We start from the raw sequence: 12548 nt of genomic DNA, 5'->3' as shown, positions 1-12548 counted from the left end.
ATATTGAATACTAATAAATGATTATATGAGTATAGAAGAAGCAATCATGGGTGGCATCGTTTTTAAAGGTAAGAAAGATAAGCCCAAAGAAGAGGAAAAGGTGAAAACGAAAGCGAAAAAAGCGACGTATATTCGTGGTCAGCATGGTTCGGGTGCAGCGAAGATGAAAGCAGATATCCGGAAGAAAAGAGCTAGTCGACATAAAAAATAAAAATATGTTTATAAATATAATAGTTTGTATAGTTGCTGTTATACTTCTATTGCGAGGTGCTTTTCTTGTTCTGCAAATGGGAATCTTGTGGATAATTCATTGCAAGATAATAAAAGCGTATAGCAAGAAAACATATGGGAAGGTAGTGGATATAGAGATACTAAAGTCTGATGGTGTGAATATTACTGATGTATGTATACCAAAAATAAAATATAAATTGGAGGGAGAAAAAGAGGTATGTTGCCAATTTCTTCCTTCTGCTCCAAAGAGTGAAGGGGAAAGTCATGTTTATCTTTATCCAAAACAGTATCATGTAGGTGATAAGGTTGTCATATTGTATGATAAAAATAAGAAAGATGATATGTTTGTGTTGCCAAGCATGCAAATAATGAGGCTGTTTATTAGCCATTTTGTTCTTGGTAGTTTTTTTATAATGTCGGCAATTTTAGGGCTATCCTTTGTTTTTTAGAAACAGCGTTCTATATATAAAAGGTGGGGCAGGATAATTATCCTGCCCCACCTTTTATATAAAATCACTTCTGTGGAAGTATTTCAATCCAGTAATCATCCGGGTCGTTAATAAAATAAAGCCCCATGGCAGTATTCTCAAAACATACACAATTCATTTCTTTGTGATAGGCCCTGATTGCATCGTAATCACCGGCTACACGAAAACAGAGGTGACTTTCGTTTTCCCCCAGTTCGTATGGAGCAGTATGATCTTTGAGCCATGTCAATTCCAATAGGAAACCTGTTTCATTATCTGTCAGGTAAACCAGTGTAAATGAACCGTCGGATGCTTCTTTCCGATGATGTTCTTTTAAGCCGAGTGCTTTCTCATAAAAAGCGATACTCCGCTCCAGGTTTGTAACGTTGATATTAAAATGGTCAAATTTACTTTTTATTTCCATTGTTGCAATTTTCCTTATTTTTTCATTAAGAGTTTCACAATTTCTCCAACATAGGTACGGGGTTGTCCGGCTTGCGGAGTTGTCTGTGAAGGCATTTTCTTACATTCGATAACAGCTGAAGGAGTTGTTTGGTTCGGAGCATACAATTTTAGTGTATAGCTGTCTGCCTTTTCTATTGCGTCATAAGGTTGATCGGGTGAAAGTGTGCAATATGCAACAGCTTTTCCTGATTGATAACCCAATGCACCACCTGCATTTGCAGTCATATTGGTCATGTTGAACTCATCTTTTCCGATGCTGATCACTAATTTGCCACTTCCCATTAAAGCATATACTTCGCCCGGAATTTGTTTCAAATCAATTTCTGTATAACCGGATGCGTCGGATGCAACTTTGGTAGCCGGAGTGGCGGGAGTCAAAGTAGCCGCAGGAATGGTGGTTTGAGCAGATTCGGTAGTGGTAACTTTACCTCCCTGACCGATAATGATCGGACCGGCAGCGGCCACAACAGATGTTTTTTGTTGCTCTTCTTCTTTTTTCTTTTTCTCTGTCTTCGGACGAGTATCAGGTGCTCCGAAAGCTACTGCTACATCCATAAACATATCATCTGCGAAATCTACAGTTTTTCTACGCCATTTAGCTAAGCCGCGCACTAATTTGGTCTTTGCTTTATTGAGCGCATATTTATCAGTGATCCATTCTTCTGCTTTGTATTTCTCTGTTTCACGGTAAGTGAAACGGATTTTCTCAAGCTCTACCAAGCAGTTGCCGGGTTTACAGGTAACGGTAATCTGATAGTTGACCAGTGTACGATCTAATGAAAGGGCGCTTGAACTGAAAACAATCCATTCTTCTCCAACACCGGCAATTGTCCCCTTTGCTTCGTCAGAGAAAACAATGCGGCTATCAATATTTTTATTTTCTTTCAGACGTTCGTCCATCCACTTTGTCATTGTGTCGTAGATTTGTGCCTGACTCATTCCGGGAATCTGGAATTCTTTGGAAAATACTACTTTACCATCTACTTCAGGAACAGCTCCTACAAGGTACCTGGTGTCGTCTTTCTTCTCTTTTGCAGAATCTGCCTTCATCGCCATCGGCAATGCAAGGAACAGGGTAAGAAACAGAATCGTAAATTTATTCATAATTATCATGTGTTTATTTGGTAATCTCAAAACTTTCGCCCCGATGGGTGATGCTGATAAAACGGCATCCGGCATTTTCAGCAAAACTACGAAGCGCATTTCCCCCCTCATAATCTTCACTGAAGTGCATGGGCACAAATATAGTAGTTTTTATTTGTTCGATGAACTGTTTTGCCCCTTTCATGTAATCTTTTCCCATTCTCCGATCCACCGGGAATAGTACTAAATCGATGTTTGGCGCTTTTTCTTTTAAATATTTAACTTCTGCAAGGAAATCACCATTGGCTTTTCGGATCTCTTCTTCAGTAGATTCCTCACTCCAATGCCAGTTGTTCAAGTCGCCGGCATGGAAAATACTCCAATCTTGCAGGTGAAGCAGGAACGAACTGCCGACATCCGTTGAGCCGAAAGCATCGATACGAATTGTCTCGTCTTCGTATGTTTCTCCTTTTTTAATATAGAAAGCATCTTCGGCTTTGGCACGATGGGATTTCAAGATATCTTTGGAGAAAATATATTGAATGTCGGGGCGTTGTTCTTTCCAGGTCAATATCTCACGGTTAAAGTGGTCGGGATGGAAATGGGTGGCCAATACATATAGCTTACCCGGCCTTTTCAGGAGATAATCATGTACGATTCCCCGGTTATGTTCCGTTTCGGAAGAATCTTTGTAGTAATCGATGATAACGGTTACACCTTCCATTTCGATGGCGAAACCGCTGTGATAAATATAATCCAGTGTCATAAGCTGACTATTTTATAGTTGCAATATTACGTATTCTAGTTGGAGTTGCCAAGAAAAATCGACGAAATCAAGGAGCAAGACGACTGATTTTCCATTCCCCGTCCGGTTGCAGGGTATATAGAAAACGGTCGTGCAGGCGGTTGGGACGTCCTTGCCAGAATTCAATCCTTGTGGGGGTAACGGCGTATCCGCCCCAATTATCAGGTCTTTCCACTTCTTTACCGATCCACCGGGCTGCCTCCCTGACAAAAGACCGTATTAATTGCATTCTGCTTATTATAGGTTGACTTTGAGGAGAAATTCGTGCACCGACCCGGCTTTTATAAGGACGTTTCCGGAAATATTCATCCGATTCTTCCGGAGGAACTTTCGTCGCTATTCCCTCTATATGTATTTGTCTTTCGAGGGCGTGCCACACAAAAGAGAGGGAGATATACGGATTTTGTGCCAATTGCCTGCCTTTACGGCTTTCGTAATTGGTATAAAAGACAAATTTTCCATCATGGAGCCCTTTTAATAATACGGTACGGGTAGACGGTCTCCCTTCGGGAGATACGGTTCCTACAATGACTGCAGTCGGTTCGTCCACCTCTGCCTCAATTGCTTCTTGTAGCCAACGATTGAAAAGCGAAAGCGGGTCGCCGGGAAGTTCACTTTCCCGCAACCCGCCTTTCGTATATTCCTGTCGGATATCTGCTATGTTTAATTTCGCCATAAGATTATCTGGCTGTTTTTAGTTCTTAATTTCTAATGATGGAATCACATAGGTACTTCTATTAATAGGATATGTGAATCTTTCAGTGTCTCCAGTTCGAAACTGTTGGTATCGTAAACACCCATACCATCGCGGCGTTTCAATACTTCGCCGTCTACTACAATTTCTCCCTCAATGAGGAAAATATAGACGCCTGCATGACTTTGATGCATATGATAACCCAGTTTCTTTCCGGCTTCAACTTTACCGATTGAGAACCAGGTGTCTTGTAAAAGGGAAGCAGGTGTACTGCCGTCGGGAGATACGATGACTGCCAGTTCATTCGGACGTTCCAGCTCTGCAATGCTAAAATCCTGATAAACGGGACGGGTGTTCCGTTCTCTCGGCATAATCCAGATCTGCAGGAATTCTACCGGTTCTACAGGGCTTGCATTCACTTCACTGTGGAAGATTCCCGTTCCGGCACTCATTGTCTGAATTTCTCCAACAGTAATGATGCGGCTGTTCTTCTTGCTGTCTCCATGTTGCAGATGTCCTTTCAGAGGGATGGAGATGATTTCCATATTCTTATGCGGGTGAGTCTGAAAACCTTCTCCGGGTGCAACCTTATCATCATTCAATACGCGAAGGGCACCGAAGTTGATACGATTGGAGTCGAAGTATTCGTCAAAACTAAAAGTATGGTAACTATCCAACCAGTCATACTGGGAATGTCCTCTTGTATCTGCTTTATGTATTACTTTTTTCATAAAATCTGTCCTTTCTCTTATTTGTTTATATGTTTTGTAAACAAAGAAAGGAGCTTAAAAGTTTTATTTCTTCACTTCATTTAGCAAAGGCTTATGTTTGATAAAATCTTTTATGTTTTGCAGGGTGGTCGCAGCAATATTCTCCATCGCTTCATGTGTGAAAAAAGCTTGATGAGAAGTGACGATCACATTGTTGAATGAAAGCAAACGGGCAAGTACATCATCGTCGATAATACGGTCGGATTGATCTTCGTAGAAGTATTCACTTTCTTCCTCATATACGTCCAGTCCTGCAGAACCTATTTTTTTGTTCTTCAATCCTTCGATCAGTGCGTTGGTATGAATCAGCTGTCCACGGCCGGTATTGATAATCATTACTCCGTCTTTCATTTTGCTGATAGAGTAGTCATTAATCAGGTATTTGGTCGCTTCGGTGAGCGGACAATGTAAGGAGATGATATCCGAATTGTGATATAGTTCGTCCAATGAAGTATAAACTATTTGTTCTTCACGGGCGAAGTTATGGTCCGGATAGAGGTCGTAAGCCAATACGTTCATTCCAAACCCTTTTAAGATGTGAATCAGTATTTTCGCTATTTTTCCTGTGCCGATGATGCCTGCAGTTTTTCCGTGCATGTCGAATCCCATCAGACCGTGCAGGGAGAAATTGCCGTCTTTGGTACGCCAGGAAGCACGGGGAATTTTCCGGTTTAGCGATAACATAAGAGCTACGGTGTACTCTGCAACGGCATAAGGAGAGTAGGCAGGAACCCGTACTACGGTAATTCCGGCAGCGGCGGCAGCATCTAAATCTACATTATTAAATCCGGCACAGCGTAGTGCCAATAGTTTTACTCCGTTGGCTGCCATCACACGGATTACTTCTGCGTCGGCAACGTCGTTCACAAAGATACAGACAGCATCTACTCCTTGTGTCAGTAGTACGTTGTTTTTATTCAGATGCCCTTTGTAGTAGCGTATCTCAAACCCGAACTCTTTGTTTTTGTCATTGAAAGAGGACTCATCATAAGGCTTTGTGCCGAAAAATGCAATTGTATAGGCCATAATATTATTCTATAAATTATATAATATTAAACGTTGGAGCAGGTGAATTTGTTTAATCAATCCATCATTCGAAAAACAGATTGTTTCATTAGAAACAGTTTGATTTTTCAATTAAAATGGCGGATATATGAAAATAAATGCACAAATGTGTGCTCCCTGTGCAATATTATTATATCTTTGCGCCGAAATAATTTTAAAAAAGATTTAGATGAGAAAAATTTCGTTGATTGGTCTTGCAATGTTGATCGTTTCAATTCCAACTTTTGCCGGAGATTATCTAACCAATACGAATCAGAATGCTGCTTTCTTACGCATGATAGCCCGCGGCGCTTCCATCGATGTTGATGGAGTTTATAGTAATCCTGCCGGACTGGCATTTCTTCCCAAAGATGGTCTTCAAGTAGCACTTACTATTCAAAGTGCATATCAGACCCGTGATATTGCTGCAACAAGTCCTTTATGGACCATGGACGGACAGACTACTGTGCGTAATTATGAAGGGACGGCTTCTGCTCCCGTTATTCCTTCCATACATGCTGTATATAAGAAAGGTGACTGGGCGTTTTCCGGTAGCTTTGCCATTGTGGGTGGCGGTGGAAAAGCTTCTTTCAACACAGGCTTGCCTATGTTTGATGCCGCTGCTATTAGTTTGGCAAATTCTGCGAGTGGAGGAATGTTGAAACCTAATATGTACAATATTAATTCGGCTATGGAAGGTCGTCAGTACATCTATGGTTTTCAGTTAGGAGCAAGTTATAAGATTAATGAACACTTCTCTGTTTTTGCTGGTGCACGTATGAATTATTTTACTGGTGGATATAAGGGGCATTTGAATATTAGTCTGAAAGAGGGTGTGGCTCAACAGTTGGGTGCTGCCATAGTACAAAAAATCATGGCTGCTAATCCTGATATGAGTTTGGAACAAGCAACTCTGGCAGCGCAGGCGCAATCGGGTCCTTTGCTTCAAAAACTGGATGATACAAAGATTGAGCTTGATTGTGACCAGACAGGTTGGGGATTGACACCTATTATCGGCGTAGATGCTAAATTCGGAAAGTTGAATTTGGCAGCGAAGTACGAATTTAAGGCTAATATGAATATTGAAAATGATACGCATACACGTGAGTTTCCGGATGCAGCTGCGGATTTTATGGCACCTTATGCGAATGGTGTGAACACGCCGAGCGACCTTCCTTCTATGCTTTCTGTAGCAGCAAGTTATGAATTTTTGCCATCATTGAGAGCTTCGGTAGAATATCACTTTTTTGATGATAAGAATGCCGGTATGGCGGATGGTAAGCAGAAAACACTGAAACATGGTACACACGAGTACTTGGCGGGTGTCGAATGGGATATCAATAAACTGTTCACAGTCAGTGGAGGTTATCAGAAAACAGACTACGGATTGAGCGATGCTTTCCAATCAGATACAAGTTTTTCTTGTGATTCTTATTCAGTTGGTTTCGGAGGCCGTATTAATTTCACGCAGGCATTGAGCCTTGATGTTGCTTATTTCTGGACTACGTATAGTGATTACACTAAAGAAAATGTACGTGGATTAGGTGCATCTATTGATAAAGACGTTTATAGCCGTACCAATAAAGTATTTGGTGTGAGTGTGAACTATAAGTTCTAGATTTCTAATCCTTTATATGTATAGAAAAGCCGTCTCGACACCATGTTCGAGACGGCTTTTTTGTTTTACTGTTCTATGTTAGTTTAGAAAGAATACTGTACCAGCATATTCAACCGGTTGGCGTGGCGGGTTGAAGAACTGAAATCAGTACGCCATCCTCTTAAATATTCTACGCCCACTTGCAGGTTACTGCTTACATTCCAGAAAGCATTAGCCACTAAATACTGTCCTTTCCGATAGGATTCCGGATTTTCACTTGGATATCCGTTTTCAGAATAAAGTCTGGATAAACTATATGTGCCGGATATAAAGATGCTCGGACAAAGGTTATATTGCAACCCTGCATACCATCCCAGCATCGGGAGAACCTGCATTTTTCCCTCATTATCAGGATCGGGAACGATATCTACGTTCAGATTACTTAAATCGTTCAGGTAAGATCCGATACCTTTTCCATAATTAAACTGTCCGAATGCTTGTAATTTCTTGGTAATATTGAATGTTGTAGATGCTTGCAACCCGAATCCGGTGGCGGAATAGGCTTTCTCATGTACGTTACTTGAGTAAGTCATACTACGGACAATAGCACCTAATTTAACGTGACTGCTACTATTCCAGTTATACTGTACGGAAGTGGCGAAGTCCGGCATCCGTTGGGTGTTGATAGACAAGTCATTGTTGGTTGTACCGTCTACTGAAGGCATTTCCATTGAAACACCGAATTTCCAGTTTTTCAACTTATCGTACATATAACTCAATTGCGTGGTGCGGTAAAATGCCGACCCGTTAGGACCTGCAAAGTCGATGGTAGGAGGCAGTGCGGAGAGGTCCATGAACGAACCGTAGCTGTATCCGATCGTGAAACCGAGGAATTGCGCATAAGCGTTCTGCAATTCAAAGGTTTTTCCGTCACCCCGGAAGTTTCCGGCTGTGTAGACAACGAAGTCTCCCAGATGTTTCGTACGTCCTACCAGTTTGAGGAATAGGGTAGAAGTGGTGATGTCCATCTGGAATTGATTCTTGGCAAAATTGCCGCTTCCGCGTTGTGGAATCAATGCCGGATAGAAATCGACATCATTTACGATACCGTTAAAGTCATACTCTGCCGTTGCACGGACATATCCTCCGATGCCCAGGGCAAATTTCCCTTTCTGGTCGGTGAGCAGGAAGCGGGGAGCATTCGGGTCGTGGAAACGCATCTGCGAACGGTCGTTCATGATTCGGATGATTTCATCTCCTGCTTTGTTCTTCGAAACAAACATGATGGAATTGGGTTCTTCATCTTCGATGATTACTTTCTTTTGTGCATGAGCACAGAGGGGAAAAATTCCTATCCCCAGTAGCATGGCTACCATTTTAAAGCTTGTTCTCATTATCAGTTAAGTTTTAGGTGAATGCCCAATGAACAACTAAAAAAAGAAATGGTTGAGAGGGGCAAAGGAAAAATAGCCAAACTAATCGGAAGAATTGCTATTTATAATGATTCTAAAAAAGCGGATCTTTGTATCGTACTAATTAGATAAAAGAAATACGATGATGGAAAAAGTGGATTTTACTAAAGGAATATTGGCGATACAACCGGATTTGCATCGCTTCGCATATAAATTGACGGCAGATCGTGACTCTGCCAATGATTTGGTTCAGGACTGTGTGTTGCAGGCACTGGATAATCGTGAAAAGTTTACATATAGTAAGAATCTGAAAGGATGGATGTATACGCTTATGCGTAATATTTTTGTCAATAACTATCGTCGTACAGTTCGCGAAATGAATCTGATTGATGACAGTTATTCTATCAATCAGCAACATTTGATCGAGGATGAAGATGCCGACAGGTTTGAGTTTACGTATGATATGAAACAACTGTATCGGGTGATACATTCCATACCGGAAGAAATGAAAGTTCCTTTTCAGATGTTTGTTGCCGGATTTAAGTATCGAGAAATTGCCGAAAAATTAGGATTGCCGATGGGAACGGTAAAGAGCCGTTTGTTTTTCATCCGTAAGCGGTTGAAAGAGGAACTGAAAGATTTTTCTTCCTGATGCAGGTGCCTGATTGAGTGATGTGTTTTAAGGTCAAAGTGATGAGCCTTCCTGTCAGAATACGACGACTGATGGGGAGGCTTATTTATTTTCTGCTGAATGCCGTCCATCAACGTTTTAATACTATCTTCAACATAGGGATAAATCCACAGCAGTAGCATAGATATCGCCTTAGCTGTTCGGAAACTCCGAACAACTGGAGCTTGTTGAAGCTTTCTTTTTTCAAAGATAAAACAATTTTATATTTTCGCTCTCCGAAATAGTTAAAAAAACAGTCTTCCCACCGTAGTAACCGATAAGAAGACTTGATGTTCCATGATATATATTTTTTGATTAAATATGCACTTAGAACAACAGAGCGACTAAAAGGATTTCGATGTTAGGGAAATTTCATGATTGTTTTCATTCATCCAAATATTTATAGAGATAGCACCCTTCTTCATCATCAAGGATATTCAACTGTTTCAGTCGGTTGATTAACTTATTTAGTGAGGTCGGACCAATGTTCGGTAGTTTATTTATTCTATTCCATCCGTATTTATAGGTGATTTTTAATAAATCCCGAAGTGTCTGTACACCGTTTTCGCCTAGCACCCGACTTGATCTTGGGTCAAACTCAAAGTCACGAATAGGAGTATTGAGCAGGTGGATGGCATTTTTCTTTTCCCGGGCTGCCGGACTTTCCTTTTCTAAACTATTCTTGCTGAATAGATTTCTGCCGAAGTTCATTTCGTATAGTCGCAGTGCCGCTTTGAGATACGTCATTTCGTCTTTGTATGTCTTTAGAAATCCGATTCGGGATTGAATATCCCGAATAAGTATCTGAAACTCTCTTCGAATATAAAAGAAATCTTGGCAGGATTCTTCTGCATATTTTTTGAAATTACCTTCCAGTGTGACAAACAGGAACATGCGTCTTCTGTTTTCATTTTGAATCATTCCGGCAAGTTCTTTTATTATCAGACGCATCATTGGGGTTAGTGGCGCTAATGATTGGAGAATAAATAGATTTTCTTCGTTTTCTCTTATGAGTTTTTCTTTGCGTCGTTCAAACTCTTCATTTGTAAGGGCAAGCTGTGTGTTTCGTTCGATACATTCCAGCAAACTGTTTTCATCCAGCATCAGGTAATGGTCAATTTCTGTGAAAGTAATTTCCTGTCTTTTGCACCACGTATTGATACGTCTGATAGATACTTGATACTTCTCTGCGGCTTCTTCAATGCCAATCCATTGTTTTGTTGTCATACCTCATTTGTTTTTTTAGTGTATGCGCCGCAGCCGGATTATAATAAAATAAGAGGCACGGACGATACATATATTCCTTACTAGAGGCAGTCGCGCGAGCCCACAGAAATCGAATATAGTATGCCCGCACCTGTACTTATATGTCTTAATTTGGATATAAGTTCAGTGCGGACATCTAATTTTGATTTCTGTTTCGAAAACGCGACTTTTCTAATAAGATAAATTAAATGTCCTAAAACATGAAGATTGGCTGTCAATAATGGTCCAATCCTCGCTGCAAATATAAATATTTTTTCGAGAAGAAAGGATATGAAAAGGTCGTTTTTTGTCAATCTCATAGAAAATAAGTAATCGCTAAAAAATAAGTTGGGACACTTTTATATACTGTTGCAGATGAACAAGCCGGACAACTGCACCAAAAATTACTTTAAATGGTACGATAAGGAATATATTTTAGGCACGGATTACGCGGATTAACACGGTTTTTAATAGTCTATCCAATCTCTTAAAACCGTGAAATCCGTGTAATCCGTGCCTGTTTTTTTATGACTTGACTTATTTCAAAACGATTATAGTATGAGTAGAAAAAGATAGGTGTTTAAAATGTTGTTCTTTTCTTTTTGCCCTCTCGCTTTTTTCTTATACCTTTGCCCCCGAAAGATAAAAATAAAGTATGATGCCGTGAATAGCGGTCGTGTATTCTAGAACACCACGTAAAAAACAGGAATAATGAAAGAGAAAGTATCTGTACCCTTTATGCTGCTGGGCATTCTGTTTAATGTCTGTCTCATTGCAGCCAATCTTCTTGAAACAAAAGTAATCCAGGTGGGTAGTCTGACCGTGACAGCCGGATTATTAGTTTTTCCTATTTCTTATATTATTAATGATTGTATCGCCGAAGTTTGGGGATTCAAGAAAGCGCGGCTCATCATTTGGAGCGGTTTTGCCATGAACTTCTTCGTGGTTGCTCTTGGGTTGATAGCTGTTGCCATTCCGGCTGCTCCTTTCTGGGAGGGTGAAGAACATTTTGATTTTGTATTCGGCATGGCGCCTCGTATCGTGGCTGCCAGTCTGATGGCTTTTCTGGTAGGCTCATTTCTCAATGCGTATGTGATGAGTAAGATGAAAGTAGCCAGTCAGGGACGTAACTTTTCGGCCCGTGCCATCTGGTCTACTGTAGTAGGTGAGACTGCCGATTCACTGATTTTCTTCCCGGTAGCTTTTGGCGGAATCATTGCTTGGAAAGAACTGCTTATCATGATGGGGATTCAGATTGTGCTGAAATCCATGTATGAAGTTATGATCCTTCCGGTGACAATCCGTGTAGTGAAAGCCATTAAGAAGGTAGACGGTAGTGATGTGTATGATACCGATATCTCCTATAATGTGTTGAAAATCAAAGATATTTAAGATAGAATATGAATAGAGAAGCAGCATTGGTTGTGTTTAGCGGTGGACAGGACTCTACTACTTGTTTGTTTTGGGCAAAACGCAACTTTAAGAAAGTATATGCTTTGAGTTTCCTGTATGGTCAGAAGCATCAGAAAGAGGTGGAACTTGCACGGGAGATAGCCCGGAAAGCAGAAGTGGAATTTGATGTGATGGATGTTTCCTTTATCGGACAGTTAGGTCACAATTCATTGACCGATACTACGATGGTGATGGATCAGGAAAAACCAGTAGATAGCGTTCCCAATACCTTTGTTCCGGGACGTAATCTGTTTTTTCTAAGTATCGCAGCGGTATATGCCCGTGAACGTGGTATTAATCATTTGGTAACGGGAGTTTCTCAAACGGATTTCAGCGGTTATCCCGATTGCCGTGATGCCTTTATTAAGTCTCTTAATGTAACTCTCAATCTGGCTATGGATGAACAATTTGTGATTCATACCCCTTTGATGTGGATTGATAAGGCAGAAACATGGGCATTGGCCGACGAACTGGGAGTGCTGGAACTGATTCGCACCGAGACTCTGACTTGCTATAATGGCGTTCAGGGAGATGGTTGTGGGCACTGTCCGGCTTGTACACTACGTCGGGAGGGATTGGAGAAATATTTAAAAAGTAAGAATCAATAATATCT

General features: G+C 40.8%; 14 protein-coding genes. 6 read left to right on the top strand and 8 right to left on the bottom strand.

The features are described 5' to 3' along the window. Positions 1–25: 25 nt before the first annotated feature. On the top strand, positions 26–211 hold the full coding sequence (locus NXV01_RS22235) for a hypothetical protein (protein WP_004300779.1): 186 nt from the start codon (positions 26–28) through the stop codon (positions 209–211). Positions 212–215: 4 nt separating this feature from the next. Next, positions 216–680: a DUF3592 domain-containing protein gene (locus tag NXV01_RS22230; RefSeq protein WP_117934026.1), complete on the top strand. Its 465-nt coding sequence runs from the start codon at positions 216–218 to the stop codon at positions 678–680. Positions 681–744: 64 nt separating this feature from the next. Here NXV01_RS22230 and NXV01_RS22225 read toward each other — a convergent pair whose 3' ends face one another. The 6 genes from NXV01_RS22225 to NXV01_RS22200 all read right to left on the bottom strand — a co-directional run bounded on the left by NXV01_RS22225 (position 745) and on the right by NXV01_RS22200 (position 5541). Further along, positions 745–1122, bottom strand: coding sequence for a VOC family protein (locus NXV01_RS22225; protein ID WP_004304308.1), 378 nt, complete (start codon positions 1120–1122; stop codon positions 745–747). A gap of 14 nt (positions 1123–1136) precedes the next feature. Then, positions 1137–2267 carry a DUF4468 domain-containing protein gene (locus tag NXV01_RS22220; RefSeq protein ID WP_148364801.1) on the bottom strand — a complete coding sequence of 377 codons (1131 nt, stop codon included), beginning with the start codon at positions 2265–2267 and terminating at the stop codon, positions 1137–1139. A 13-nt stretch (positions 2268–2280) separates the two neighbouring features. Further along, positions 2281–3012 carry an MBL fold metallo-hydrolase gene (locus NXV01_RS22215; protein WP_217721151.1) on the bottom strand — a complete coding sequence of 244 codons (732 nt, stop codon included), beginning with the start codon at positions 3010–3012 and terminating at the stop codon, positions 2281–2283. 67 nt (positions 3013–3079) lie between these two features. Further along, on the bottom strand, positions 3080–3727 hold the full coding sequence (gene pdxH, locus NXV01_RS22210; RefSeq protein ID WP_259023248.1) for a pyridoxamine 5'-phosphate oxidase: 648 nt from the start codon (positions 3725–3727) through the stop codon (positions 3080–3082). 44 nt (positions 3728–3771) lie between these two features. Beyond that, positions 3772–4476, bottom strand: coding sequence for a pirin family protein (locus NXV01_RS22205; protein WP_148364804.1), 705 nt, complete (start codon positions 4474–4476; stop codon positions 3772–3774). Between the two features lie 63 nt (positions 4477–4539). Further along, positions 4540–5541, bottom strand: coding sequence for a 2-hydroxyacid dehydrogenase (locus NXV01_RS22200; RefSeq protein WP_195649410.1), 1002 nt, complete (start codon positions 5539–5541; stop codon positions 4540–4542). Between the two features lie 208 nt (positions 5542–5749). On the opposite strand from NXV01_RS22200, the gene NXV01_RS22195 reads away from it, so the two are divergent. Next, entirely contained in the window at positions 5750–7177 is a 1428-nt protein-coding gene (locus tag NXV01_RS22195; RefSeq protein ID WP_234132799.1) for an OmpP1/FadL family transporter, read from the top strand. Between the two features lie 83 nt (positions 7178–7260). On the opposite strand, the gene NXV01_RS22190 is transcribed toward NXV01_RS22195, so the two are convergent. Beyond that, the gene (locus tag NXV01_RS22190; protein ID WP_074559100.1) at positions 7261–8550 is read right to left on the bottom strand and encodes a DcaP family trimeric outer membrane transporter; all 1290 of its coding nucleotides are present in this window, start codon (positions 8548–8550) and stop codon (positions 7261–7263) included. 163 nt (positions 8551–8713) lie between these two features. Between NXV01_RS22190 and NXV01_RS22185 the strand changes: the two genes are divergently transcribed. After that, the gene (locus NXV01_RS22185; protein ID WP_074559099.1) at positions 8714–9220 is read left to right on the top strand and encodes an RNA polymerase sigma factor; all 507 of its coding nucleotides are present in this window, start codon (positions 8714–8716) and stop codon (positions 9218–9220) included. A 402-nt stretch (positions 9221–9622) separates the two neighbouring features. On the opposite strand, the gene NXV01_RS22180 is transcribed toward NXV01_RS22185, so the two are convergent. After that, on the bottom strand, positions 9623–10465 hold the full coding sequence (locus tag NXV01_RS22180) for a DNA-directed RNA polymerase subunit alpha C-terminal domain-containing protein (protein WP_217721148.1): 843 nt from the start codon (positions 10463–10465) through the stop codon (positions 9623–9625). Between the two features lie 729 nt (positions 10466–11194). On the opposite strand from NXV01_RS22180, the gene NXV01_RS22175 reads away from it, so the two are divergent. Further along, entirely contained in the window at positions 11195–11875 is a 681-nt protein-coding gene (locus NXV01_RS22175; RefSeq protein ID WP_148364806.1) for a queuosine precursor transporter, read from the top strand. An 8-nt stretch (positions 11876–11883) separates the two neighbouring features. Beyond that, a complete protein-coding gene (queC, locus tag NXV01_RS22170; protein WP_148364807.1) occupies positions 11884–12543 on the top strand; it encodes a 7-cyano-7-deazaguanine synthase QueC in 660 nt (219 codons plus the stop codon). The last annotated feature ends 5 nt before the right edge of the window (positions 12544–12548 follow it).

The organism is Bacteroides sp. BFG-606, assembly GCF_024788145.1.
Classification (GTDB): Bacteria; Bacteroidota; Bacteroidia; order Bacteroidales; family Bacteroidaceae; genus Bacteroides; species Bacteroides vicugnae.
Note: the sequence above shows the minus strand (reverse complement) of the source record. Positions and strands in the feature narration are given on the sequence as shown.